Origin of the sequence: Sphaerotilus mobilis, from assembly GCF_004216565.1 — a bacterium.
Taxonomy (GTDB): Bacteria; Pseudomonadota; Gammaproteobacteria; order Burkholderiales; family Burkholderiaceae_C; genus Sphaerotilus; species Sphaerotilus mobilis.
In genome coordinates this window covers 545,203-570,947 of the sequence record NZ_SGWV01000010.1, presented here as the reverse complement: position 1 = coordinate 570,947, position 25,745 = coordinate 545,203, and the positions used below count along the sequence as shown (strand labels likewise).

Here is a 25,745-nt window from a genome sequence, read left to right as displayed (position 1 = left end):
GGCTCCGGGGTCTGAACGGTTGCTGGTTCGGGGGACGGCCTACGGCTGCCGCAGGGCGCCAGATTAGTTGCTCTGGCGCGCCAGCGCCGACAAGCACTTGGCGAGTGCCGCACCGCAGCTTCGGTCGAAGGTGTCCACGAGTCGTTGCGGCTGGCCTACGTGCGCGCCAAGTCTGATCGCGAGTCCCGCTCAGGAGGCGAGGGCCCTCATCTCAGCATACAGATCAGCCTTGCCTTCGAAGCCGATGCCCGGCAGGTCGGGCAGGGTGACGTGGCCGTTCTCGACCCGCACGCCGTCGGGGAAGCCGCCATAGGGCTGGAACAGATCGGGGTAGCTTTCATTGCCGCCCAGGCCCAAACCGGCGGCGATCGCCAGGCTCATCTGGTGGCCGCCGTGGGGAATGCATCGCGATGGGCTCCAGCCATGGGCCTGGATCATCTCCAGCGTGCGCAGGTATTCGACCAGGCCGTAGCTCAGGGCGCAGTCGAACTGCAGCCAGTCGCGGTCAGGCCGCATGCCGCCGTGGCGGATGAGGTTGCGCGCGTCCTGCATCGAGAACAGGTTCTCGCCCGTGGCCATTGCGCCGTCGTAGTGGGGCGAGAGTTCGGCTTGAAGCTGATAGTCGAGCGGGTCCCCGGCTTCCTCGTACCAGAACAGGTTGTAGTCCTTCAGCGCCTTGGCGTACTCAATCGCGGTCTTCAAATCGAAGCGGCCGTTGGCATCCACCGCCAGGCGCTGGCCGGGCTGCAGCAGCTTCAGCACGGCCTCGATGCGCTTGCAGTCTTCGCTGAGCGAGGCCCCGCCGATCTTCTTCTTTACCACGCTGTAGCCGCGGTCAAGGTAACTCTGCATTTCGCGTGTCAGGCCTTCCAGGCCCTGGCCCGGCCAGTAGTAGCCACCGGCGGCGTAGACAAACACCTTGGGGTTGGCTGGCTTGCCCTGGCCGTAGCGTTCGGCCAGCAGGCGAGACAGTGGCTTGCGCTCGATCTTCGCCACAGCGTCCCACACCGCCATGTCGATGGTGCCCACGGCCACGGAACGTTCACCGTGTCCACCGGGCTTTTCGTTCGTCATCATCGTGGCCCAGATCTTGTGCGGATCGAGGTTGTCGCGCTGCGTGTCGCGCAGGCTGTCTGGCTCGGCTTCCAGCACCCGGGGAATGAAGCGCTCGCGCATCAGCGCGCCCTGGCCATAGCGGCCGTTGGAGTTGAAGCCGTAGCCGATGACCGGCTTGCCATCGACGATCACATCGGTGACCACCGCCACCAGGCTCAGCGTCATCTTGCTGAAGTCAATGTAGGCGTTGCGGATGTTCGAACTGATGGGCCGCGTGCTTTCGCGGATCTCGACGATTTTCATGATGCGTGGTGAAGAAATTAGCGCGGCAATGAACTGCCGCCGCACAGGGCGATGTCCTGCCCGGTGATGGCTGCAGCTTCGGGGGAAAGCAGGTAGGTCACCAGCGCGGCCACTTCCTGCGGCTGGATGAGCCGGCCGATGGGTGGCAGCTTCGGCGCGGTGGCGGCGCGTGCCGGGTCACGCAGCATGGCGGTGTCGGTGGCGGCGGGCGAGACGATGTTCACCGTCACGCCCAGCGCCACCACCTCGGCTGCCCAACTGCGCGCCAGCGCCACCAGGGCCGCCTTGCTGGCCGCATACAGGCTGCGCCCAGGCATGCCCTGCGCCACCCGGCTGCCGATGAGCACCAGGCGGCCGGTGCCGGCCTGGGCCATGCGCGGCAGAAGGGCATCGGCCAGGCGCGTGGCGGCCTGCGCATGCAGTTGCCACATCAGGGTGGCGTCTTCAGCCGTCAGGCTGCCCAGGCTGCCGGTGCGCAGCACGCCAGCGGCGTGAACCACCGCCTGCGGCGTGGGCAGGCTGGCGCAAAGGGCGTCGATGGCCGGTGCATCGGTGAGGTCGATCACCTCATGCGTGTAGGAGGCGTGGGCGAGCGCGGGGCCCTGGGCGTCCAGGCCGAGCACCTTCCAGCCGCCGGCCAGCAGGCGCTCGGCCACGGCGTAGCCGATGCCCGAGCTGCTGCCGGTGACCAGCGCTCGCCGTGCGCCTTCGGGCCCGTCACTGGGCACGAATGTTCCCTTCGGTGATGATCTTCTGGCTCTTGGCCATGTCCTCGCTCTGGAACTTCACGATGTCGGCCACGCTGCCGCCGTTGACGATCAGGCCCTGGTCGACGAGCTTCTGCTTCATGTCGCTGGCCAGGGCCTTGTTGGCTTCGGCATTCAGCTTGGCCACCACGTCGGGCGCGGTGCCGGCCGGAGCCCACAAGCCATACCAGCTGTAGAACTCGTAGCCGGCCACGGTGTCGCCCACGGTGGGCACTTCGGGCAGGTTGGGCACGCGGTTCTTGGAGGTCAGCGCAATGATGCGCAGCTTGCCAGTCTTGTGGAAGTTCATCGCGCCCAGCAGGGGGTCGATGAAGCCCTGGATCTGGCCGCCCACCAGGTCCTGCATGGCCGGTGCCGTTCCCTTGTAGGGCACGATGGTGATGTCCAAGCCGCCGGCCCGCTTGAGCAGTTCGGTGGAAAGGTGACCGGCCGAGCCGGTGGAGCCGATGGCGAAGTTCAACTTGCCCGGGTTGGCCTTGGCGTAAGCGATGAGCCCGGCCACGTCCTTCACCGGCAGGTCGTTGTTCACGCTCAGGGCCAGCGGGGCTTGCGCCACCAGCACCACGGGGCTGAAGTCCTTCTGCACGTCATACGGCGCCTTGGCCACCATGGGGCCGGTGGTGAAGGTGCTGGCGTTGAAGAGCAGGGTGTAGCCGTCGTTCGGCGCCTTGGCCACGGCGTCGGCACCGATGAAGCCGTTTCCGCCCGGGCGGTTCTCCACGACGAAGGTCTGGCCGGTGGATTCGCTCATCTTCTGCGCCAAGCTTCGTCCGATGAAGTCGAGCGTGCCGCCGGGCGGGAAGGGAATGATCACCTTCACCGGCTTGTTGGGGTAAGCCTGGGCCGAGGCACTGCCAATGCAGGCGAACAGGGCGGCCGCGGCGGCGGCGCGCAGGAAGTTTGAACGGTTCATGGTTGTCGTCTCCTTCGGGGTGTTATGGGTGCGGGTGGGGGTTTAACGCTTCAGCAGCCCGGCCTGCGTCACGGCGGCGCGCAGGGTGGCCATCTCGGCCTCGGTGGGGGCCTCGGTGGGCGGGCGTACGGTGGGGGAGTCGATGACACCGGCCAGCCACATGCCGGCTTTCATGCGGGCATGCGCTTCGCCAGTGGGCTCGCCGCCGCCGTACACGGCATCCTTCAGCGGGGTAATCACAGCCTGAATGGCCATGGCGCGCTTCAGGTCGCCAGCCTTCACGGCTTCCCACAGGTCGGCAATCAGGTTCGGGATGAAGGTGGCGAAGCCCACCAGGGCCCCATCCACGCCCTGCACCATGCTGGCCAGCAGGTATTCATCGTGGCAGGTGAGGATGGCCTTGGCCGGGTTGGCAGCACGCACGGCGGCAATGTCGGCGGCGTACTTGTTCATGTCGCGCTGGCCCACCTTGAAGGCGGCCACGGCGGGGTGGCGGGCCAGGTCGGCCATCACCGCGGTGCTGTAGCTGGCGCGCGTCCAGGCCGGGTACACGTGGGCTATGAGGTCCAGCCCGCTCTCGGCAATGGCGTCGAAGTAGTGGCGCACATGGTCTGGCCGGTAACCGAAGCGCAGCCAGTGGTGCGGCGGCATCACGTCCAGGCCGCTGGCGCCGGCTTCCTTGGCCATGCGGGCGTGAACCTTCGCGTCCTCTATGCCCTCGCAGACGATGGAGCTGATCACGGGGATCCGGCCCCTCAATTCGTCTGCCACGATGCGAGTGACCTCGGCGCGTTCGTGCGGCTGCAGCGAGAACACCTCGCCGGTGTGGCCGTTGGTCATCACCGCCACGATGCCGCGCTGCTCGGCCAGCCAGCCGGCGAGACGGCGCAACGCGGGTTCGTCGATCCGATGGTTCTCGGTGAACGGGCAGGCGATGGCGGGAATGATGCCGCGGTAGTTGGCGATGGTGGGCATGGCGCGTCGTAGGGGTTGGTCGGTGGAGTGCTGTGAGCTTAGAGATTCCAAAATCAAAGACAATCTGCCGCCACTGAGATTTACTGATGCCAAATCGTGGATAAACATCCCGACCTGGGCGACCTTCGCCTGTTTTGCTGTGTTGCTCGTCGCGCCAGCTTCGCCGCCGGCGCGCGCGAGGCTGGCGTGGCGCCCACGCTGATGAGCAAGCGCATCGCACAACTGGAGGCCACGCTCGGCGTCACGCTGCTCAAGCGCACCACGCGCCGGGTCGACTTGACCGACGAGGGACGCAAGGTTCTGGCTTGGTCCCAGCGCATCCTCGACGACGTGGACGACATGCGCGAGGACGTGGCGCGCATCGCGGTCGAGCCCGAGGGTCCGATCCGCATCTGCAGCAGCCCGCGCCTGGGCCGCGAGGTGGTGGCACCGGCACTTTCGGCACTGAAGTCACGCCACCCGGCGATCGACGTGTGGCTTGAACTTCTGGACCGGCGGGTCGACCTGATCGGCGAATCCTTCCACCTCGATGTGCGGGTCGGCTCGGTGGCCGAGCCGCACCTGATCGGTCACCTGGTAGCACCCAACCAGCGCATCCTGTGTGCGGCGCCGGCCTACTTGGCACGGCGCGGGACGCCTCAGGTACTGGGCGACGTGGCAGAGCACCAGTGCGTGTTGCTGCGCGACCGCGAAGACCCGTTCGGCGCCTGGCGGCTGACAGGGCCAGAAGGTCCTGCAAGCGTCAAGCCTGCCAGTACCCTGGCCTCGAACGACATCGACGTTGTCCTGCGCTGGGCCTGCGACGGCCACGGCATCGTCATGAGCTCGCAGTGGCTGCTGGCGCCCAGCCTGGCCCGCGGGGCGCTGGTGCAGGTGTTGCCGCAGTGGGCGCAAGAGGCACCGCTGTATGCGGTGTCGACCGTGCGCTCGGCGCAGTCGGCCAAGGTTCGGCTGTGCGTGGAAGCGTTGCGGCTCCAGATGGCGCAATAGATCGCTCTGTGCAAGCCGAGGTCGACGTCGAAGTTTGCACCGGGGACTTAGAGCTTGGCGCCCGGATATTCCAATGAACCAATGGGCGCTCAGGCGGAGCCCACTGCTTCTGGGCTCACAGACCGCCGCGAACGTCTGCTTTCCGACCTTGAGGTTCAGGCGGTGGATGTCCGCTCCGGGTCGGTAGCACGCCGAGGCCAAGGCCGTTGGCTTGCCGCAATGCTGTCGTCGCTCGCGGCGCAGCTTCACAAGCAGGCAAGCTGAGGTGACGTCGGTGGGGTCACGCCCCACCTGGTTGCAGCCGCGCCCTTGGACTCCACCGGCATGCGTGGCGAGGCCGGTCGCAGGAACTGCCGCCCGCTGGTCGAAATCTTGTGGCGCGAGTCGCCACTACTTTGGCGACCTACGGCTGCCCACCCCTCACGCGTCGATGTTCGCCGCCCTCAACGCATTGCTCTCGATGAACTCGCGGCGGGGTTCGACCTCGTCGCCCATCAGCATGGTGAAGACGCGGTCGGCCTCGATGGCGTCTTCGACCTGGACGCGCAACAGGCGGCGCACGGTCGGGTCCATCGTGGTTTCCCAGAGCTGGGAGGGGTTCATCTCGCCCAGGCCCTTGTAGCGCTGGCGGCCGACGCTGGATTCGGCCTGCTGCATCAGCCAGGCCATGGCGACGCGGAAGTCGCCGGCCTTGGCGGTCTTCTGGCGTTCGCCTTCGCCGCGCTTGACAGTGGCGTCCTCGGCCAGCAGGCCCTTGAAGGTGAGGCCGGCGCGGCTCAGGGCGTCGTAGTCGCCGCCGTGCACGAAGTCCTGCGTGATCACGCTGCTCTTGATGTTGCCGTGGTGGCGACGGCTGATGCGCAGGTGGTGCTTGTCGGTGCGGGCGTCGTATTCGGCAGCGACCTCGGCCTGATGCAGCGCGCCTTGCAGGGCGATGGCGCTGGTCTCGGCCTTGGCGGCGTCGTCGAGGTCGAGCACGAGGCCGTCGCTGATGGCGCGCAGGGCTTCGATGTCCATCCAGTTGCTCAGGCGGGCGATGACGTTGCTGGCCTGCACGTACTGGCGCGCCAGGTCTTCGAGCGCCGGGCCGTCGATCGGCGCGCGGCCGGCGCCGGGTTCGATCACGGCGCCGTCGAGGGCGACGCGCATCAGGTAGGCGTCCAGCTCGGTGCCGTCCTTGAGGTACTGCTCCTGCTTGCCGTGCTTGACCTTGTAGAGCGGCGGCTGGGCGATGTAGATGTTGCCGCGCTCGACCAGGTCGGGCATCTGGCGGAAGAAGAAGGTCAGCAGCAGGGTGCGGATGTGGGCGCCGTCGACGTCCGCGTCGGTCATGATGATGATGCGGTGGTAGCGCAGCTTGTCGGGGTTGAAGTCGTCCCCGCCCATGCCCTTGCCGATGCCGGTGCCGAGCGCGGTGATCAGCGTGAGGATCTCGTTGCTGGTCAGCAGCTTCTCGTAGCGGGCCTTCTCGACGTTGAGGATCTTGCCGCGCAGCGGCAGGATGGCCTGGAACTTCCGGTCGCGACCTTGCTTGGCGGAGCCGCCGGCGGAGTCGCCCTCCACCAGGTAGATCTCGCACATCGCCGGGTCCTTCTCCTGGCAGTCGGCCAGCTTGCCCGGCAGGCCCATGCCGTCGAGCACGCCCTTGCGGCGCGTCATCTCGCGGGCCTTGCGCGCGGCGTCGCGGGCGCGGGCGGCGTCGACGATCTTGCCGCAGATGGTCTTGGCGTCGATCGGGTTCTCGAGCAGCCAGTCGGTCAGCAGGCGGCTGACGATGTCCTCGACCGGCGCGCGGACCTCGCTGGAGACGAGCTTGTCCTTGGTCTGGCTGCTGAACTTGGGCTCGGGCACCTTGACGCTGACGACGCAGGCGAGGCCCTCGCGCATGTCGTCGCCGGTGATCTCGACCTTGGCCTTCTTGGCGATGTCGTTGTCGTCGATGTACTTGTTGATGACCCGGGTCATCGCCGCACGCAGGCCCGTCAGGTGGGTGCCGCCGTCACGCTGCGGGATGTTGTTGGTGAAGCAGAGCACGTTCTCGTTGTAGCTCTCGTTCCACTGCATCGCGACCTCGACACCGACGTTGGTGTTGTTGTCGCTGAGCTTGTCGCCACGGGCGTGGAAGATGTTCGCGTGCAGGACCTTCTTGCCCTTGTTGACGAACTCGACGAAGCCCTTGACGCCGCCGGCGTAGGCGAAGTTGTCTTCCTTCTGGTTGCGTTCGTCGACCAGCCGGATCTTGACGCCGTTGTTCAGGAAGCTCAGCTCGCGCAGGCGCTTGGCCAGCACGTCGTAGTGGAAGTCGACGCTGCTGAAGATGGTCGGATCGGGCAGGAAGTGGACCTCGGTGCCGCGCTTGTCGGTCGGCCCGAGGACCTTCATCGGGCTGATGTCGTGGCCGTCACGCTGCTCGATCAGGCGGTCTTGCGGGATGCCCTGGCGGAACTCCATGAAGTGGGCCTGACCATCGCGGCGCACCGTCAGGCGCAGCCAGGTCGACAGACCGTTGACGCAGGACACGCCCACGCCGTGCAGGCCGCCCGAGACCTTGTAGCTGTTCTGGTTGAACTTGCCGCCGGCGTGCAGCTCGGTCAGCGCGATCTCGGCGGCCGAGCGCTTGGGCTCGTGCTTGTCGTCCATCTTGACGCCGGTGGGGATGCCGCGGCCGTTGTCGATGACGCTGATGGCGTTGTCGCTGTGGATGGTGACGATGATGTCGTCGCAGTGGCCGGCCAGGGCCTCGTCGATGGAGTTGTCGACCACCTCGAAGACGAGGTGGTGCAGGCCGGTCCCGTCGGACGTGTCGCCGATGTACATGCCCGGACGCTTGCGCACGGCCTCCAGGCCTTCGAGGATCTGGATGCTGTCCGAGCCGTAGGCGGCCGATGCTTCCGAACCGGTCGACACCTGCTCGCCTTCGGCGGAGGGCAGCTCGCGGCGGGTCACGCCATCGGCGCCCGGCTGGTTCGCCTGGGGGTCTTGCGGGGTCTTGTTCGGGTCGGTCATGGGGCTGGCTCGGTGGCATCGGCCGCTGGGGTCGACGCTGTACAGAAATGCTCAAGCGGGCCGGGGCCCGCTTGAAGGTGGAATGGCCGGGACGGCGCGCGGGGCGCGTCAGATCCTCATCGGCATCACGACATATTTGAAGCCGCTGCGCTCGGGCACGGTCACCAGGGCCGAGCTGCTGGCGTCCTGCAGCGAGAGGGTGACCATCTCCTCGGAGACGTTGGACAGCACGTCCATCAGATAGGTCACGTTGAAGCCGATCTCGATGGCGTCGCCGCCGTAGTCGATCTCGAGTTCTTCCTTGGCCTCTTCCTGCTCGGCGTTGGAGCTGGCGATGCGAAGGTTGCCGGGCTCGAAGTTGACCCGCACGCCCTTGAACTTCTCGCTCGTCAGGATGGCCGCGCGCTGCAGGCTGGCCAGCAGCGGGGCGCGACCCAGCGTGACGTGGTTCTTGTGGTTGCGCGGGATGACGCGGTTGTAGTCGGGGAACTTGCCCTCGACCAGCTTGGTCACGAACTCCATGCCGCCAAAGGAGAACTTGGCCTGGTTGTCGGCGAAGCGCATCTCGATGCGGGCTTCCTCGGCACCTTCGGGCGCGTTCTTGTCGTCCTTCTCGGACTTCAGCAGGCGCTGCAGTTCGAGCACGGTCTTGCGCGGCAGGATGACCTCCTGCTTGGGGATCTCGGTCTCTAGCGTGGCCTGGGCCAGCGCCAGTCGGTGGCCGTCGGTGGCGACCAGTGTGAGCGTCTTGCCCTCGGCGACGAACAGGATGCCGTTGAGGTAGTAGCGGATGTCGTGCACCGCCATCGCGAAGTGGACCTGGTCGATCAAGCCCTTGAGCGTCTTCTGCGGCACGCTGAAGGCAGGGCCGAATTCGGCCGCCTCCTGGACCAGCGGAAAGTCATCGGCTGGCAGCGTCTGCAGCGTGAAGCGGCTCTTGCCGCCCTGCAGCGTCAGCTTGTTCTGGGCCGCGCTCAGCGTCACGATCTGGTCGGACGGCAAGGTGCGCAGGATGTCGATCAGCTTGCGCGCACCGACGGTGGTGGCGAAGGCGTTGTCGTCACCGCCGAGGTCGGCGCTGGTGCGGACCTGGATTTCCAGGTCGCTGGTGGTGAGCTCGGTGCGGCCGCCCGACTTGCGGATCAGCACGTTGGCCAGGATCGGCAGCGTGTGGCGTCGCTCGACGATGCCGGAGACCGCTTGCAGGGCTCCCAATACCTGTTCCTGTGCTGCTTTCAGGACGATCATGTGCTGTCTCACCCGTGTCGTGATGGTGCGGAAGAGGTCCGCTGGTCGTGGCGTTTCGCGCGCGCGAAGCCGCCATTTTCGCCTGAATTCAGGGCGCTTCCGGCCTCCCCCACGAACCGGCCTGTATGCCGGTTCGCTTCGGCAGGCACGGCCCGGTCCTCAGGACCTGCCCGTGTCCGGCCTCAGCCCTTCAGGGTCTGCTCCAGCACGTGCAGTTGCTGGTTCAGCTCGGTGTTCTTCTGGCGCTCGCCCCCGATCTTGCGCACGGCGTGCAGCACCGTCGTGTGGTCACGACCGCCGAAGAGCTCGCCGATCTCGGGCAGGCTCTTCTGGGTCATTTCCTTGGCCAGGTACATCGCGATCTGGCGCGGCCGGGCGATCGAGACCGGGCGCTTCTTGCTGTACATGTCCGCGACCTTGATCTTGTAGAAGTCGGCCACGGTCTTCTGGATGTTCTCGACCGAGATCTGGCGGTTCTGGATCGACAGCAGGTCCTTGAGCGCCTCGCGTGCCAGCGTGATGCTGATGTCCTTGTGCGAGAACTTCGCGTAGGCCAGCACCTTGCGCAGCGCGCCTTCGAGCTCACGCACGTTGGCGCGCACGTTCTTGGCGATGAAGAAGGCGACGTCCTCGGGCATCGGGCTGCCTTCGGCGATGGCCTTCTTCATCAGGATGGCCACGCGCATCTCCAGCTCGGGCGGCTCGATGGCCACCGTCAGGCCGGCGTCGAAGCGGCTGGTCAGGCGCTCGTCGATGTCCACCAGCCCCTTGGGGTAGGTGTCGCTGGTCATGATGATGTGGGCGCGCTTGGCCAGCAGGGCCTCGAAGGCGTTGAAGAACTCCTCCTGCGTGCGGTCCTTGCCGGCGAAGAACTGGACGTCGTCGATCAGCAGCAGGTCCAGCGAGTGGTACTTGGCCTTGAGTTCATCGAAGGTCTTGCGCTGGTAGTTGCGCACCACGTCGCTGATGAACTGCTCGGCGTGCAGGTAGAGCACACGAGCGTCCGGGTTGTCGCGAATCAGGGCATTTCCCACCGCGTGGATCAGGTGGGTCTTGCCCAGGCCGACGCCGCCGTAGATGAACAAGGGGTTGTACATCTGGCCGGGCGCGCCGACGACATGCAGCGCGGCGGTGCGGGCCATCTGGTTGGCGCGGCCGGGCACGAGGGTGTCGAAGGTCAAGGCCGGGTTCAGGCGGCCGCGCTGGGCGACCGGGGCGCCGGGCAGTGTTCCGGTCGGGTTCGCGGGGCGCTCGCCACGCACCCCGATGACGGCCGGCGCCGCCGGGCGCAGGGCCTCGCGGGCGGTGGACGACTCGGGCGGGACGTCCTGGGCGGACGTCGCGTCGTCCGGGAGGCCGGGCAGGCCGCGCACCGGCACGGCGGCCACGGCGGCCGTGGAGGGCGCGCGCAGGTGCATCGCGCCGGCGCCGCTGCTGGACGAGGCCGTTGCCGGGCGGCCGCTGGCGTCGCGCTGGAGCACCGACAGTTCCAGGCGCACCGGCATGCCGGCCAGCTCGCTCAGCGTGGTTTCGATGCGGGCGCTGTACTGGGAGCGGATCCAGTCCAGCTTGAAACGGTTGGGGACGCGCAGGCCGACCAGCACGCGGTCACCGCCATCCGACACGTCGGCAGGCGGCAGCGGCTTGATCCAGGTGTTGAATTGCTGCTCCGGCATCTCGGCGGCCAGTCGCTCGCAACCTCGCTCCCACAGGTCTTTGTGCATCTTCTAGGAATGTGGATAACTCTCTTCGGGGGGCGCGATTGTAGACACAAGAGCGGCCCTGAAGGCGTGGTTATCCACAGTTTCCTGGCGAGGGTCAAGCCGGCGTTTTCGAGCCTCGATCTGGGGTGCGCATTGACGGTCCTTGGTGGATTTGTTGTAATGCCGGGTTTCCCGAGTCGGGGGTCTTGTCGTGGCCGAATGTGAGGAAGCCCTTGTGTGGGCATCCGGGCGTTGCGGGTTCCAGCGACAAACGATCCCGGTGTGGCGACCGCGGCGGGTCCGTTGGTTCCACCGGTGGTTCCACGGCGCCACGGCTCACCAGTCGCCCGGATCTCGCATCCGGTGCGCCGCTGCCGAACAACACTGTCCAAGCCTGACTGAGCGCCGTGTGCGCCGATGCGGGCACAACCGAGGATCCCATCATGAAGCGCACCTATCAGCCCTCGAAGGTCCGTCGTGCCCGTACGCACGGTTTCCTGGTCCGCATGAAGACCGCCGGTGGCCGCAAGGTCATTGCCAACCGCCGTTCCAAGGGCCGCAAGCGCCTGGGTCTCTGATCCCGTCGACGGCGCGACGCCGATCCGGCCACGGCCGCCGCGCCTGACGTCGCGTCATGCTCAGCAGCCTTGATGGTGCCGAACGCTTCCAGGCGGTGCTGGGCACGCGACCCTGTTCGCGCAGTGCACATTTCATGCTGCACTACCGAGCGGTGGACAAGTTGTCAACAGGCCGGATGGTTACGCAGGATCGGTCTGTGGATGAATCCGAAGACACCTCTCCGGCACAGCCTGTCGCGCCGCCCGAGTTCGGGGTCCACCTGGGTCTGGTTGTGCCCAAACGGCACGCGAAGCGGGCCGTCACGCGCAACCTGGTCCGCCGCGAGGCACGGGCCCAGATGGCGCGCAGCGTGACCATCCTGCCGCCAGGCGATTGGGTGTTGCGTCTGCGTGCGCCCTTTGATCGCACCCTCTACAGCAGCGCCGCTTCTGCCGCGCTGCTGTCGGTCGTGCGTGAAGAGATGTCGCGGCTGATCGCCGACGGCGTCCGCGTCGCCAGCAAGGTGGCTGGAGCGTCGCGGTGAGTGGCGTTCGGACCTCGCCGATGCAGCGCCTGCTGATCGTCATCGTGCGCGGCTACCGTTACCTGCTCAGCCCCTGGCTGGGCTCGGCCTGCCGGTTTGAGCCGACCTGTTCGGTCTACGCGCTCGACGCCCTGACCCGCCACGGTGCGGCGACCGGTGCGCGCCTGACGCTCGGCCGACTTGCGCGCTGTCACCCGTGGTGCGCCGGTGGCTGCGATCCGGTGCCGGAACGTCCGAGTCCGCTCTTTTCCTCGCTGCCGGGACTGTCCCGGCTGACTTCCGGTCCGCAGGCTGCCGTATCAGTGGCCGACGGATCCTCGCCAGTACGAAAGAACTCGCCATGACCGAACTGCGGCGTGCGCTGCTGTGGGGCATCTTCTCGGTGTCCCTCGTGATGTTGTGGGACGGCTGGAACCGGCACAACGGCCAGCCGTCGATGTTCGCGCCGCCGGCGGTGACGGCTCCTGCCGCGCCGGGTGCGGCCCAAGCGGGTGCCTCGTCGGTGCCGGCGCCGACCGCAGCGGCCAGCGCCGTCGCGCCGGGTGCCGTGCCAGCCACAGCCGCCGTGCCTCAAGCGGGCGAGCGACTGGTCGTCACGACCGACCTCGTCAAGGCCACCTTCGACACCCGCGGCGGCTCGCTGGTGCGGGTCGAACTGCTGGCGCACAAGGAAGGCGACGGTCATGTCGTGCTGCTGGACCAGTCGGCCCAGCGACTCTATGTGGCCGAGACTGGCCTGGTTGCCGCCGGCATGGCGGGCGCCGTGCCCGACCACACGACGGTGATGAAGCCGACCACAGAGGCGCGTGCGCTTGCCGACGGGCAGGACAAGCTGGTTCTGGGCTTCGAGGCCACCACGGCCGCTGGCATCAAGCTGGTCAAGACCTACACCTTCCAGCGCGGCAGCTACGCGGTGGACGTCAAGCACGAGGTCAGCAACGGTGGGTCTGCCGCCGTTCAGCCGCAGCTCTACCTGCAGCTGGTGCGCGATGGCAACCCGCTGCCCGACGCGTCGAGCTTCTACAGCACCTTCACGGGGCCGGCGATCTACTCCGAGGCCGGCAAGTACCAGAAGGTCGAGTTCAGCGACATCGAGAAGCGCAAGACTGGCGACAAGCCCGGCCACGAGGTCTCGGCCGACAACGGCTGGGTCGCGATGGTGCAGCACTACTTCGCCTCGGCCTGGCTGCCGACCGGCAACACGCCGCGCGAGTTCTACACCCGCAAGGTGTCGGACAACCTCTACGCCGTCGGCACGCTGATGACGCTTGGTGAACTCGCCCCGGCGGCCAGCCGCACGGTCGAGGCCCGCCTATTCGTCGGCCCGCAGCAGGAAAAGGTGCTGGAGGCGCTCGCGCCTGGCCTGGACCTGGTCAAGGACTATGGTTGGCTGACCATCCTGTCCAAGCCGCTGTTCTGGCTGCTCGATCGTCTGCATGGGCTGCTGGCCAACTGGGGCTGGTCGATCGTCGCGCTGGTCGTGCTGTTGAAGATCGCCTTCTACTGGCTCAATGCCAGCGCCTATCGCTCGATGGGCAAGATGAAGGCCATCAACCCGAAGATCATGGAGATGCGCGAGCGTCTCAAGGACAAGCCTCAGCAGATGCAGCAGGAGATGATGCGCATCTACCGCGAGGAGAAGGTCAACCCGATCGGCGGCTGCCTGCCGATCTTTGTGCAGATGCCCTTCTTCATCGCCTTGTACTGGGTGCTGCTGTCGAGCGTCGAGATGCGCGGTGCGCCGTGGCTGGGCTGGGTGACGGACCTGAGCGTCAAGGATCCCTACTTCATCCTGCCGCTGCTGATGACCGCCACCACGGTGCTGCAGACCTGGCTGAACCCGACGCCGCCGGACCCGGTCCAGGCCAAGCTGATGTGGATCATGCCGCTGGCCTTCAGCGTGATGTTCTTCTTCTTCCCGGCTGGCCTGGTGCTCTACTGGTTCGTCAACAACCTGTTGTCCATCGCGCAGCAATGGATGATCAACCGCTCGCTGGGCCTCAACAAGTGAGGCTGATCGGCTGATCTGGCGGGTGATTCGGGCGGTCTTCGGGCCGCCCGAATTGTTTCCACCGGTACGGGCGTGACGGCCGTGCAATGCTGCCGAGACATGCGCCACATCCCGTCACCAACCGCCACGTTTACGGGGTTGAGCGGCCAGGGCACCGATCGCACCATAGCAACGCGGGGCCGACCCGAGGTCGTCGCTGCAGGCTTCTGAAACCACGTGCATCAACGGGATGCCCGATGAACACGAGCCTGCAGCGACGCCCTTGGCTCAGGAGGCCTTCAGCCAGTCGGCCAGCCTCCCCCCGCTCGAACATCTCCACCTGACGGGCCGCATCAGCGCTGCGCCCTGCAGCGGCGGGCGACAATTCCGCCCATGCTTGCCCGTCTCGACCAGCCCATCGTCGCCATCGCCACCGCCGCCGGACGCGGTGCGGTCGGCATCGTGCGCGTCTCCGGTCGCGGCCTTGACCGCCTGATGCAAGCCTTGACCGGACGTGTCGGCACGCCCCGCGTCGCCCACTACGGGCCCTTCCTGAATGCCGATGGCAGCGCCATTGACCACGGCCTGGCCCTGCGTTTCCCGGCCCCGCACAGCTACACCGGTGAGGACGTGCTGGAGTTGCAGGCGCATGGCGGCCCGGTGGTCCTGCAACTGCTGCTGGCGCGTTGCCTGGAGGCCGCCGCCGAGCCCGATCCGCAAGCCAGCGGCCAGCAGCGTTTGCCCGGTCTGCGATTGGCGATGCCGGGCGAGTTCACCGAGCGGGCCTTTCACAACGACAAGCTCGACCTGGCCCAGGCCGAGGCCGTCGCCGACCTGATCGACGCCAGCACCGAGGCCGCCGCGCGCGGTGCCGCCCGGTCGCTGTCGGGTGCCTTGTCGCAGCCGGTTGGCCAGTTGCGCGAGGGCCTGATCGAGCTGCGCGCGCTGGTCGAGGCGACGCTCGATTTCCCGGAAGAGGAGATCGACTTCCTGCAGAAGGCCGATGCCATCGGTCGTCTGGACCGCTTGGCCGCACGGCTCGATGGCCTGCTGGCCACGGCGCGGCAAGGCGCCTTGCTGCGCGAAGGTCTGCAGGTCGTCATCGCCGGCCAACCGAACGCGGGCAAGAGTTCGCTGCTCAACGCGCTGGCCGGGGCCGAGCTGGCCATCGTCACCGCCATTCCGGGGACCACCCGCGACAAGGTCAGCCAGACCGTGCAGATCGAAGGCGTGCCGGTCCATGTCACCGACACCGCCGGGCTGCGCGAGGACGCGCAGGCCAGCGACGAGGTCGAGCGCATCGGCATCGCGCGCAGCTGGCAGGCCATCGCCGACGCCGATGCGGTGCTGCTCCTGCACGACCTGACCCGGCTGGACCAGGCCGACTACCGCCACACCGAGGCACAGATCGCCGCCCGCCTGCCGGCCGGGGCGCGGCTGCTGCACGTCTTCAACAAGGCCGATGCGATCGACCTTCCCGGCCTTGCCGATGCACGTCAGGACGCGCGCATCGCCGAGGTGGTGGCCACCATCGGCGCCAGCGCCGACGGCCTGGCACCGATCCGCCTGAGCGCCAAGACCGGCACCGGCCTGGACGCGCTGCGCCGTGCGCTGCTGCAACTGGCCGGCTGGCAGGCCGTGCCCGAAGGGGTCTTCATCGCCCGTGAACGGCACCTGCGGGCGATGCGCGCCGCTGCCGGCCATCTGGCCGCCGCGCGCGACTGGGCCGCCCAGGGCGACCATGCGCTCGACCTGCTGGCCGAGGAACTGCGCCTGTCGCATGACGTGCTCGGCGAGGTCATCGGCGCGTACAGCAGCGACGAGCTGCTGGGCGACATCTTCGGGCGCTTCTGCATCGGGAAGTGACACGACCCGGCACCCCCATGCGGGTGCCCGTCATCACGCCATGCGCGTCGGCGCCGATTCCGTCGCGTCTGGTCACGCTTGAGGGCTGGCACCCGGCGCGGGCCTGTTGGAACATCTGGCGAAATCGTTTTTGTGCGCGGTGCGGTGGCGCAATGACCCGCGATGGAGCCCACGATGGACCTTGAAGACCTGATCCAGGTGGTCAGATCACTGAAGACCGATGACGCGTTCCGGGTTCGACTGGATGGCTTCCAGTGGCGAACGCTGGGCTCCTATCTGGCCGCCTACGAGATGCGGGCCGGCGACATGCTGATTCGGCAAGGCGATGCCGATCGCACGGCGTATTTCATCGCCGCCGGCTCGCTGCAGGTCTTCCGCAGCGGGCCGAACGCCGGGCAGGCCCGCATCGCCTTGCTGCGACCGGGCGCGCTGGTGGGCGAGACGGGCCTGTTCAGCGACCAGCCGCATTCGGCCAACATCGAGGCGATGACGCCGACCCAGGTCTGGGCCATGCACCTGCCGCGCTTCGAGGAACTCTCCGCCCGCGCGCCGGGCATCGCCATCGAGTTCCTGCGCGCGGCCGGTGCGGTGATGGTGGCGCGGCTGCGCGCCAACATGGTCCATCAGATCGCGGTGGCCTGAGGCCACCGCCCGCCGCAAGGCCGTGACGGGTGTGCTGTCATCCGCCGCCTTGCGGCAAGACAGCGGCGGCTGCGGCAACCTCGGGTCCTTGTCATGGCCCGAAGGAGCCCCCGATGAAGCCCACCGATGCCGTCATCGATGAACAACAGATCCGCGCCCGCCTCGCGGCCGAACTGCCGCACTGGACGCTGGAGGACGGCCTGCTGCGACGCCGCTACCGCACGGGCGGCTGGAAGGCCACGCTGATGGTGGTCAACGTGATCGGCCACCTGGCCGAGGCCGGCTGGCACCACCCGGATCTGACGGTGACCTATGCGGTCGTGGGCGTGAAGCTGACAACCCATTCGGCCGGTGGCATCACCGAGAAGGACTTCGCGCTGGCGCGCAAGATCGAGGACGTGGTCACCTGGCGACCGCAGCATGAGCCCGGCAACCCGCTCGAAGGCACGCCGCTGGATGATCCGCGGCTTCGCTACATCAAGTTCGATGACGAAGCGTGAGCGCCTGACGCCTCAGCCGTGCAGGAGCTTGCCTTCGGCCAGCGCGAGCGCTTCGGGCAGGCCGCGCAGCACCAGCACGTCGCCGCCGCGCAGAGGGGTCTCGGCCGTGGCCTGTTCGACCTGACCGCTGGCACGCCGGATCGACATCACCGCCACGCCGATGGCGTCCAGCGCCAGATCGTCGAGCGTCTGGCCGATGGTCGGCGCGGCGGCCGGCACGCTGACGCTGCTCAGGCGTGCCTGTTCCAGCTCATGAACCGTGTCGTCGTCCACGCCGTGGAAGTAGCCGCGCAGCAGGCTGTAGCGCGCATCGCGGGCTTCCTGGGTGATGCGCAACACCCGCCGCATCGGCACGCCGACCAGCGCCAACGCGTGGTTGGCCAGCATCAGCGAGCCCTCGATGGCTTCGGGCACGACCTCGGTGGCGCCGGCCGCGCGCAGCTTCTCGAGGTCGGTGTCGTCGATGGTCCGCACGACCACCGGCACCTGCGGCGCGTGCTCGTGCACGTGGTGCAGCACCTTCAGCGACGAGGGCGTGTCGTGGTAGCTGATGACCACTGCGCTGGCCCGCGCCAGGCCGGCGGCCATCAGGCTCTGCAGCCGCGCGGCGTCGCCGAAGACGACGCTCTGGCCGGCTGCGGCGGCCTGCCGGACCCGGTCGGGATCGAGGTCCAGCGCCATGTAGGGGATGCGTTCCTTGTCGAGCAGACGGGCCAGGTTCTGGCCGGCCCGGCCGTAGCCGCAGATGATCACGTGGGCCTCGGTGCGGATCGCCTTCTTGGCGATGCTCGTCAGCGCGACCGACTGCAGCAGCCAGTCGCTGGCGGCCAGGCGCACGACGATGCGGTCGCTGTGCATGATCAGGAAGGGCGTGGCGAGCATCGACAGCACCATCGAGGCCAGCACCGGACTGAGCCAGCGGTCGGCGATCAACGCGTGTTCGGTGCCCAGGCTGAGCAGCACGAAACCGAACTCGCCAGCCTGCGCGAGGTACAGGCCGGTGCGGATGGCCACGCCCGCCGGTGCGCCGGTGATGCGGGCCAGGCCGGCGACCAGCAGGCCCTTGGCCAGCACCGGCGCCGTGCTCAGCATCAGCACCAGATGCCAGCGTTCGAGCACTGGCTGCAGATCCAGCTTCATGCCGATGGTGATGAAGAACAGGCCCAGCAGCACATCGTGGAAAGGCCGGATGTCGGTCTCGACCTGGTGCTTGTATTCGGTCTCGGCGATCAGCATGCCGGCCACGAAGGAGCCCAGCGCCAGCGACAGGCCGGCGTGCTCGGTCAGCCAGGCCAGGCCCAGCGTGATCAGCAGCAGGTTGAGGATGAACAGTTCCTCGCTCTTGCGCTTGGCCACCCGAGTGAGCCACCAGCGCATCAGGCGCTGGCCGCCCCAGAACAGCACCGCCAGCAGCACAGCGGCCTTCAGCACGGCAACGCCCAGCGTGCGGACGATGTTGTCGCCGCCTTGGGCCAGGGCCGGGATCAGCACCAGCAAGGGCACCACCGCAATGTCCTGGAACAGCAGCACGCCCATGACGCGCCGGCCGTGGTCGCTCTCCAGTTCGAGCCGCTCGGCCATCATCTTGGCGACGATCGCCGTGCTGGACATCGCCAACGCGGCGCCCAGGGCCATCGCGCCGGTCCAGTGCAGTTCCCAGGGGCGGGCGAACCAGGCGAAGACCGCCGTGAGGAAGATGTTGCCGAGCACCGCGCCGGCGATGGTCAGCACGACCTGGCCCATGCCCAGGCCGAACACCAGCCGCCACATGCTGCGCAGCTTGGGCAGGTTGAACTCCAGCCCGATCACGAACATCAGGAACACCACGCCGAACTCGGCCAGGTAGCGGATGCCGGCCGAGTCCTTGGCCAGTGCCAGGGCATGCGGTCCGATCAGCACGCCCACGATCAGGTAGCCCAGCATGGCCGGCAACTTGAGCAGCCGGCAGATCACCACGCCGGTGACGGCGGCCAGCAGGTAGAGCAGCGCAAGGTCGAGCGAGGTGGCCATCGGGGCGGGGTCGGACAGGCGCGCGAGGGGTGCCGCCTAGAATCGACCGATCGTAAGACATGAGGCCGGCAAGACCGGCGCACACGCCTGTGAACAGCCCCGCCTTCGACCCCGCACGCGCCATCGACATGGCCCGTCAGACCCTCCAGATCGAGGCCGACGCCCTGGTTGCGCTGCAGGCCCAGCAGGGCGAGTCCTTCGCTGAGGCGGTGCGTCGCACGCTGGCCTGCGGCGGACGTGTCGTGGTGATGGGCATGGGCAAGAGCGGCCATGTCGGTCGCAAGATCGCCGCGACGCTGGCCTCGACCGGCACGCCGGCCCTGTTCGTGCACCCGGCCGAAGCCAGCCACGGCGACCTCGGCATGGTCCAGCCCGGTGATGTCGTGCTGGCGATCTCCAACTCCGGCGAGAGCGATGAACTCGCCGCCATCCTGCCGGCGCTCAAGCGTGTGGGCATCACGTTGATCGCGATGACCGGTCGGGCCGAATCGACGCTGGCCGCGCATGCCGACCTGGTGCTGTCCAACCGGGTCGAGCAGGAGGCCTGCCCGCTCAACCTCGCACCAACCGCCAGCACCACCGCGCAGCTCGCGCTGGGCGATGCGTTCGCCGTCGCGCTGCTCGATGCCCGCGGCTTCAGGGCAGAGGACTTCGCCCGGTCGCACCCGGGTGGCGCACTGGGCCGCAAGCTGCTGACCCATGTGCGCGACATCATGCGCAAGGGCGATGCGGTGCCGCGCGTCGGGCCCGAGACGCCCTTCCTGGAGGTGATGCGCGAGATGAGCGGCAAGGGTCTGGGTGCCACCGCCATCGTCGATGCCGACGGCCGGGCGATCGGCATCTTCACCGACGGCGACCTGCGCCGCGCGATCGAGTCCGGCCTGGACCTGCGCGGCCTCGATGCCCGTTCGGTGATGCGCCCGAATCCGCGCAGCGTGCCGCAGGACGCCCTGGCCGTCGAGGCCGCCACGCGCATGGAAGACGCACGCGTCAACGCCCTGCTCGTCAGCGATGCCGACGGTCGGCTGGTCGGTGCGGTCAACACGCACGACCTGATGCGCGCCAAGGTGATCTGAGCATGTGCGCTGCGACGGTGGCTCATCCCGTGATCCCGCCGGGTCGGCCGGTCCGGCCGACGCTGGGCTTCGATGCGGCCTTGCTGCTGCAAGCCCAAGGCGTACGGCTGGCGATCTTCGACGTCGACGGCTGTCTGACCGACGGGCGCATCCTGATCGGCGCGGATGGCGAGGCCGAAAAGGCCTTCAACACACTGGACGGCCACGGCATCAAGTTGCTCGCGCGGGGTGGCATCACGCCGGTCGTGCTGACCGGCCGCGATTCGCCGGGCGTGCGCCGACGCTGCGCCGATCTGGGCGTGACCGAAGCCTTGTTCGGCGTGCATGACAAGTTGGCCGCCGCCGCCGCGTTGCTGGCTCGACTCGGCGTGGACTGGTCCGAGCTGGCCGTGATCGGCGACGACTGGCCTGACCTGCCGCTGATGACCCGCTGCGCCTTCGCCTGTGCGCCTGCTCAGGCACACGCCGAGGTCCGGGCCGTGGCCCACCACGTTACCGCCGTGCCGGGCGGCCAGGGTGCAGCGCGCGAGTTCTGCGACCTGCTGCTGATGGCCGCCGGGCGCTACGCCGGCTTGCTGCACGGTCATCTGACCACGCTGGACGGTGCGTCGGCCTGAGGCCGCTCGCACCGTCCCGATCTCGCATGGACGACGACTCCGGCCCGCTGCCGCTGCCCTTGCCACTGCCGCCGCTGATCGCGGCGATCGCGCCCGAACGCCAGTTGCCCTGGACCGTGCGGCTGCGCCACAAGCTGCCGCAGTACCTGCCGGTGTTGTTGCTGGGCGCCATCGCGGCGGCGACCGGCTGGCTCGTGCGCCAGACGCCGTCGGGCGACACCCTGCCCAGCGTCGCGATCTCGGCCAGTGAGCCCGACTACGAGATGCGCGGCTTTTCGGTCCAGCACTACACCCGCACCGGACCGGCACAGGGTGTCATCGAAGGCGATCGGGTGCGCCATTTCCCGGCCACCGACCAACTGGTGATCGACGGTGTGCGCGTGCGCTGGACCGACCCCGTCGGGCACCGGGTGCTGGCCGTGGCGCCACGTGCGGTGGCCGAGGGTGATGGCAGCCGGGTCCGACTCGAGGGCGGGGCACGGGTCGAGCGTGATCCGATCGCCGGTGAGCCCGGTGCGCTGGTCTTCACGGGCGAGGTGATGGACATCGACATCCGAACGGGTCGCATCCGCAGCGATCGACCGGTGCGCCTGAGTCTGGGAGGCAGCCGCTTCGATGCCGACAGCCTCGACTACGACCATGCCGGCCGGCTCATGGTGCTGAATGGTCGCGTGCGAGGCCTGATTGAACCGGTGGATGTCGCCACCCGCAGCCGTGGCGAACGCTGATCGCGTCGCGCCGCTGGTCGTCATCACCGGCGCCTCCAGTGGCATCGGGCTGGCGCTGGCCGACGCCTATGCCCAGCGGGGTTGGCGCCTGGCACTGATCGCCCGGCGGGTTGACGTGCTGCACGAGTGGGTGTCCGGCCATGCGCCACAAGCGGGCCGGGTGCTTTGCCTGTGTGCTGACGTGCGCCGGGTCGATGAGATCGTTGCGGCTGGTCATCGGGTGATGGCCGAGATGGGTGTTCCGGATGTCGTCATCGCCAATGCCGGCATCAGCGTCGGGGTCGACACGGCCGAAGCCAGCGATCTGGCGGTGCTGCAAGAGATCTACGCCACCAACGTCATCGGCATGGCGGCCACCTTTCAGCCTTATCTGGCGCCGATGCAGCAGGCCCGGCGTGGCGCGCTGGTGGGCATCGGGAGCGTCGGTGGCATCCGAGGCTTGCCGGGCCACGGTGGCTATTGCGCCAGCAAGGCCGCCGTCATCAGCTACTGCGAGAGCCTGCGCGTCGAGCAGCGGGCGCACGGCTTGCGGGTTGTCACGCTGCTGCCGGGCTTCGTCGCCACGCCGCTGACCCAGTCCAACCCCTATCCCATGCCTTTCCTGATGCGGCCGGATGCGTTCGCGGCCCAAGCGCTGAAGGCGATCGACCAGGGCGTGAGCCGACGGGTGATCCCCTGGCCGATGGGTCTGGTTGCGACGCTGTTGCGATGGCTGCCCGACGCCCTGTTCGACCGGCTGATGGCTGGACGCCCACGCAAACCCCGTCGCGCGCCCGCTGAGGAGTGAGCCCGCACGCCCACGGCCCGGTAGACGGCGTCTCGCGGGGAAAGCACAGACGTGAAAAAGCCGACCCGCAGGTCGGCTTTTCAATCTGGCGTGCAGTGATCTGAGGGGTTTCTCAGGCTGATCGAGGTAGCTGGCTACCGATCAGCCGGGTCCGGCCCAGGATCGCCGCAGCTTCCGGACCGGTTCAGTAGCCGTAGCCACCACCACCACCGTAGCCGCCGCCACCACCACCACCGCCGCCGTAGCCGCGGCCACCGCCGCCACCGCTGCGGCCACCACCGCCGCCGCCGCCGCCGTAGGGGCTGCGGAAACCACCGCCGCCACCGCCACCGCCGCCGCCGCCACCACTGTAGCCGCCACCGCCACCGCCGCCGCCGCCGCTGCGGCCACCACCGCCGCCGCCGCCACCGTAGGGGCTGCGGAAGCCGCCCGGCTTCTCTTCACGGGGGCGAGCCTCGTTCACGACGACCGCGCGGCCACTGATGGCCTGGCCGTTGAGACCGTTGATGGCTGCCTGGGCTTCGGCGTCCGAACCCATCTCCACAAAGCCGAAGCCCTTGGAGCGGCCGGTTTCGCGGTCCATCATCACCTTGGCGGACTGGACCGCACCGAACTGGGAGAACGCGTCGTTCAGATCTTCGTCGCGCACGCTGTAGGCGAGGTTGCCCACATAGAGTTTGTTGCCCATGGAAGAGCGCCTTTCAACAATCGAGTACCGGTCGAGCCGGGGAGCCAGTGGCGGAGCTACAGCCAGCACTCATTCCAGGGAACAGAGAAGGCGCACGCATCCAGACACGAAGAGCCATTATGCGCGACAGTCAAGAGCTTGAAAGGGGCGCGTGTCAACAAGTGTTGTGTCCAGGCCAGCGCGTGGCGCAATTCACGCCACGTCGACCCCGCGAGAATCGGGCCCCCATGGACCTCCTCAAGCCGCTGATCGCCTTGCTGGCGATCGTCAACCCGATCGGCGTCGTGCCGTTCTTCATCCACTTCACGCAAGGGCTGGATGCGGCACAGCGCCGCCACACCATCCGTGTGTCCAGCTTCACCGCCTTCTGTGTCATCTCGATCAGTGCCCTGGCCGGCCTGCAGGTGATCGAATTCTTCGGCATCTCGCTGGCCTCGTTCCAGGTCGGCGGCGGCACCTTGCTGCTGATCAGCGCGCTGCAAATGCTCAACGCTCAGCCGGCCGAGAGCCGACGCGGTGACGTCAGCGAGGGCGAGCAGAAGGTCGATGCCGGCGCCAGCATCGCCGTCGTGCCCCTGACCATCCCCCTGCTGACCGGGCCGGCGACCATCTCCACCATGGTCATCTATGCCGACCAAACCCGGCACTGGACCCAACTGGCGGCCCTGGTCGGCTATGGCGTGGTGGTCGGTCTAGCGACCTTCGCCAGCTTCTCCGCCGCTGGGCGCATCGCCCGCTGGCTGGGCACGACAGGCATCAACGTCATGACGCGCCTGATGGGGTTGATCCTGGCGGCGCTGGCCGTTGAGATCATGGCCGAGGGACTGACCAAGCTGTTCCCCGTGCTGGCGACCGGCGTGGCGCGCTGAATGGCATCCCAGACCTTCCTCTCCAACAAGAACCAGAACCCGGATCCGACCTCGACCCATGCCCACTTTCGATCACATCATCATCGGCGCCGGCACGGCCGGCAGCCTGCTGGCCAACCGTCTGTCCGCCGATCGGCAATGCCGCGTGCTGCTGCTTGAAGCCGGCGGACACGACGACTACCACTGGATCCACATTCCCGTCGGCTACCTGCATTGCATCGGCAACCCGCGCACCGACTGGCTCTACCGCACCGAACCGGAGGCCGGACTCAACGGCCGCTCGTTGCGTTACCCGAGAGGCAAGGTGCTGGGGGGCAGTTCCAGCATCAACGGCATGATCTACATGCGTGGCCAGGCGCGCGACTACGAGCAGTGGGCGGATCTGACCGGCGACGACGCCTGGCGCTGGGAGCATTGCCTGTCCGCCTTCAAGGCCCACGAGAACCACTGGCGACTCGACGAGGGCGCCACCGAGCCGCCCGATGCCGCCTTCGCCCGAGCCCACGGCCACGGTGGCGAGTGGCGGGTCGAGAAACAGCGCCTGAGCTGGGAGATCCTCGACGCGTTTGCGCAGGCCGCTGTCCAGGCGGGCATTCCGGCCACGAAGGACTTCAACCAGGGCGACAACACGGGGGTCGGCTACTTCGAGGTCAACCAACGCAAGGGCCTGCGCTGGAACACCGCCAAGGCCTTCCTGCGGCCGACCTGCTTTGGTCGGACCAACTTCGAGATGTGGACCGGCGTGCACGTCCAGCGCCTGCTGCTTGAGCGCCAGGCCGACGGCGCGATGCGCTGCACCGGTGTCGAAGTCCGCACGCCGCACGGCGTCGAGACCGTGCACGCCAGCGGCGAGGTGCTGTTGAGTGCCGGCAGCATCGGCAGCGTGCAGGTCCTGCAGTTGTCGGGGATCGGTGATGGTGCGCGACTGCATGGGCTGGGGGTGACGCCACAGCACGAATTGCCGGGCGTCGGCCAGAACCTGCAGGACCACCTGCAGATCCGCTCGGTCTACGGCGTGCAGGGCACGCGCACGCTCAACACCCTCTCGCGCAGTTGGTGGGGCAAGGCCAGGATTGGCCTGGAGTACGCATTGCGGCGCAGCGGTCCGATGAGCATGGCGCCCTCGCAGCTGGGTGCCTTCGCGCGCTCAGACCCGGATCGCGCCCACGCCAACCTCGAGTACCACGTCCAGCCGCTGTCGCTGGATGCCTTTGGCGAGCCCTTGCATCCCTTCGATGCGTTCACGGCCAGCGTCTGCAACCTCAACCCCAGTTCGCGTGGCGAGGTCCACATCCGCAGCCCGCGCATCGAGGATGCCCCGGCCATCGCGCCCAATTACCTGTCGACCGAGGAAGATCGGCGCGTCGCCGCGCAGTCGCTGCGCTTGACCCGGCGCATCGTCGGCCAGTCTGCGCTGGCGCCGTTCCGGCCGCAGGAAGTCAAGCCTGGGCCCGGCCCGGACAGCGACGAGGACCTGGCGCGCCTGGCCGGAGACATCGGCACGACGATCTTTCACCCGGTCGGCACCTGCCGCATGGGGACGGCCGACGATGCCGGTGCGGTGGTCGACAGCCGGCTGCGCGTGCGCGGCATTCGCGGCCTGCGCGTGGTGGATGCCAGCGTCATGCCCACCATCACGAGCGGCAACACCAATTCCCCGACGCTGATGCTGGCCGAGCGAGCGGCAGCCTGGATCCGGGCCGATGCGGGTGCGGGCACGGCCTGACACCTAGACGGTGCGCCGCGCCCGACAGCGGTGCGGGTTCTTCCTGATGCTGACGTGCGCGGCGGATCGATACAGTCCAGCGACTCGCAAGCGGGGCCCCAGCGGCACCTTGCCGGAGCGAGGTGCTGAGGAGACAAGACTCGCAAGATCGGACGGAATCCGCAGAACAACATCAGCGCGGAA

23 protein-coding genes are annotated in these 25,745 nt (G+C 67.9%); 14 read left to right on the top strand and 9 right to left on the bottom strand.

Translation table 11 applies throughout. The annotated features are described in order from the left end of the window. Window positions 1-189: 189 nt before the first annotated feature. Genes EV685_RS14880 through EV685_RS14865 form a run of 4 tightly spaced genes read right to left on the bottom strand, consistent with a single transcriptional unit; the run spans window position 190 to window position 4,014 of the window. On the bottom strand, window positions 190-1,359 hold the full coding sequence (locus EV685_RS14880) for a mandelate racemase/muconate lactonizing enzyme family protein (RefSeq protein WP_130482808.1): 1,170 nt from the start codon (window positions 1,357-1,359) through the stop codon (window positions 190-192). Window positions 1,360-1,376: 17 nt separating this feature from the next. Then, window positions 1,377-2,087, bottom strand: a complete 711-nt coding sequence (locus tag EV685_RS14875; protein WP_130482807.1) for an SDR family NAD(P)-dependent oxidoreductase — start codon at window positions 2,085-2,087, stop codon at window positions 1,377-1,379. Next, window positions 2,077-3,039, bottom strand: a complete 963-nt coding sequence (locus EV685_RS14870; protein WP_130482806.1) for a Bug family tripartite tricarboxylate transporter substrate binding protein — start codon at window positions 3,037-3,039, stop codon at window positions 2,077-2,079. Before EV685_RS14870 ends, EV685_RS14875 begins: the two co-directional genes overlap by 11 nt. Window positions 3,040-3,081: 42 nt before the next feature. Then, window positions 3,082-4,014, bottom strand: a complete 933-nt coding sequence (locus tag EV685_RS14865) for a dihydrodipicolinate synthase family protein (RefSeq protein ID WP_130482805.1) — start codon at window positions 4,012-4,014, stop codon at window positions 3,082-3,084. A gap of 96 nt (window positions 4,015-4,110) precedes the next feature. On the opposite strand from EV685_RS14865, the gene EV685_RS14860 reads away from it, so the two are divergent. Next, a complete protein-coding gene (locus EV685_RS14860) occupies window positions 4,111-5,004 on the top strand; it encodes a LysR family transcriptional regulator (protein WP_130482804.1) in 894 nt (297 codons plus the stop codon). A gap of 420 nt (window positions 5,005-5,424) precedes the next feature. Here the strand turns inward: EV685_RS14860 and gyrB are convergent, their stop codons facing one another. From gyrB to dnaA, 3 genes are all read right to left on the bottom strand, one after another. Further along, the gene (gyrB, locus tag EV685_RS14855; RefSeq protein ID WP_130482803.1) at window positions 5,425-8,010 is read right to left on the bottom strand and encodes a DNA topoisomerase (ATP-hydrolyzing) subunit B; all 2,586 of its coding nucleotides are present in this window, start codon (window positions 8,008-8,010) and stop codon (window positions 5,425-5,427) included. A 108-nt stretch (window positions 8,011-8,118) separates the two neighbouring features. After that, on the bottom strand, window positions 8,119-9,258 hold the full coding sequence (gene dnaN / locus EV685_RS14850) for a DNA polymerase III subunit beta (RefSeq protein WP_130482802.1): 1,140 nt from the start codon (window positions 9,256-9,258) through the stop codon (window positions 8,119-8,121). 182 nt (window positions 9,259-9,440) lie between these two features. Continuing rightward, the gene (dnaA, locus tag EV685_RS14845) at window positions 9,441-10,982 is read right to left on the bottom strand and encodes a chromosomal replication initiator protein DnaA (protein WP_130482801.1); all 1,542 of its coding nucleotides are present in this window, start codon (window positions 10,980-10,982) and stop codon (window positions 9,441-9,443) included. A gap of 422 nt (window positions 10,983-11,404) precedes the next feature. Between dnaA and rpmH the strand changes: the two genes are divergently transcribed. The 7 genes from rpmH (at window position 11,405) to EV685_RS14810 (ending at window position 17,061) form a co-directional block, all read left to right on the top strand. Next, on the top strand, window positions 11,405-11,539 hold the full coding sequence (rpmH, locus tag EV685_RS14840) for a 50S ribosomal protein L34 (protein WP_130482800.1): 135 nt from the start codon (window positions 11,405-11,407) through the stop codon (window positions 11,537-11,539). A gap of 56 nt (window positions 11,540-11,595) precedes the next feature. Then, complete coding sequence (locus EV685_RS14835) at window positions 11,596-12,063, top strand: ribonuclease P protein component (RefSeq protein WP_130482799.1); 468 nt, start codon at window positions 11,596-11,598, stop codon at window positions 12,061-12,063. 20 nt (window positions 12,064-12,083) lie between these two features. Beyond that, window positions 12,084-12,407 (top strand): membrane protein insertion efficiency factor YidD, encoded by a 324-nt coding sequence (gene yidD / locus EV685_RS14830; protein WP_130482798.1) that lies wholly within the window; start codon window positions 12,084-12,086, stop codon window positions 12,405-12,407. Then, complete coding sequence (gene yidC, locus EV685_RS14825; protein WP_130482797.1) at window positions 12,404-14,074, top strand: membrane protein insertase YidC; 1,671 nt, start codon at window positions 12,404-12,406, stop codon at window positions 14,072-14,074. Before yidD ends, yidC begins: the two co-directional genes overlap by 4 nt. 372 nt (window positions 14,075-14,446) lie before the next feature. Further along, the gene (gene mnmE / locus EV685_RS14820; protein ID WP_130482796.1) at window positions 14,447-15,919 is read left to right on the top strand and encodes a tRNA uridine-5-carboxymethylaminomethyl(34) synthesis GTPase MnmE; all 1,473 of its coding nucleotides are present in this window, start codon (window positions 14,447-14,449) and stop codon (window positions 15,917-15,919) included. Window positions 15,920-16,093: 174 nt separating this feature from the next. Further along, the gene (locus EV685_RS14815; protein ID WP_130482795.1) at window positions 16,094-16,561 is read left to right on the top strand and encodes a cyclic nucleotide-binding domain-containing protein; all 468 of its coding nucleotides are present in this window, start codon (window positions 16,094-16,096) and stop codon (window positions 16,559-16,561) included. A gap of 113 nt (window positions 16,562-16,674) precedes the next feature. Further along, a complete protein-coding gene (locus EV685_RS14810; RefSeq protein WP_130482794.1) occupies window positions 16,675-17,061 on the top strand; it encodes a 4a-hydroxytetrahydrobiopterin dehydratase in 387 nt (128 codons plus the stop codon). A 12-nt stretch (window positions 17,062-17,073) separates the two neighbouring features. On the opposite strand, the gene EV685_RS14805 is transcribed toward EV685_RS14810, so the two are convergent. Next, complete coding sequence (locus tag EV685_RS14805; protein ID WP_130482793.1) at window positions 17,074-19,071, bottom strand: monovalent cation:proton antiporter family protein; 1,998 nt, start codon at window positions 19,069-19,071, stop codon at window positions 17,074-17,076. 59 nt (window positions 19,072-19,130) lie between these two features. Between EV685_RS14805 and EV685_RS14800 the strand changes: the two genes are divergently transcribed. Genes EV685_RS14800 through EV685_RS14785 form a run of 4 tightly spaced genes read left to right on the top strand, consistent with a single transcriptional unit; the run spans window position 19,131 to window position 22,279 of the window. Further along, the gene (locus EV685_RS14800) at window positions 19,131-20,147 is read left to right on the top strand and encodes a KpsF/GutQ family sugar-phosphate isomerase (RefSeq protein ID WP_130482792.1); all 1,017 of its coding nucleotides are present in this window, start codon (window positions 19,131-19,133) and stop codon (window positions 20,145-20,147) included. A gap of 2 nt (window positions 20,148-20,149) precedes the next feature. Then, window positions 20,150-20,764, top strand: coding sequence for a KdsC family phosphatase (locus EV685_RS14795; protein WP_130482791.1), 615 nt, complete (start codon window positions 20,150-20,152; stop codon window positions 20,762-20,764). A 26-nt stretch (window positions 20,765-20,790) separates the two neighbouring features. Continuing rightward, on the top strand, window positions 20,791-21,492 hold the full coding sequence (gene lptC / locus EV685_RS14790) for an LPS export ABC transporter periplasmic protein LptC (RefSeq protein WP_130482790.1): 702 nt from the start codon (window positions 20,791-20,793) through the stop codon (window positions 21,490-21,492). Further along, window positions 21,461-22,279, top strand: coding sequence for an SDR family oxidoreductase (locus EV685_RS14785; protein WP_130482789.1), 819 nt, complete (start codon window positions 21,461-21,463; stop codon window positions 22,277-22,279). Before lptC ends, EV685_RS14785 begins: the two co-directional genes overlap by 32 nt. A 184-nt stretch (window positions 22,280-22,463) precedes the next feature. On the opposite strand, the gene EV685_RS14780 is transcribed toward EV685_RS14785, so the two are convergent. Next, complete coding sequence (locus EV685_RS14780; RefSeq protein ID WP_130482788.1) at window positions 22,464-22,967, bottom strand: RNA recognition motif domain-containing protein; 504 nt, start codon at window positions 22,965-22,967, stop codon at window positions 22,464-22,466. Between the two features lie 227 nt (window positions 22,968-23,194). Between EV685_RS14780 and EV685_RS14775 the strand changes: the two genes are divergently transcribed. Further along, entirely contained in the window at window positions 23,195-23,836 is a 642-nt protein-coding gene (locus EV685_RS14775; protein WP_130482787.1) for a MarC family protein, read from the top strand. A gap of 58 nt (window positions 23,837-23,894) precedes the next feature. After that, entirely contained in the window at window positions 23,895-25,562 is a 1,668-nt protein-coding gene (locus EV685_RS14770) for a GMC family oxidoreductase (RefSeq protein ID WP_130482786.1), read from the top strand. Window positions 25,563-25,745 lie beyond the last annotated feature (183 nt).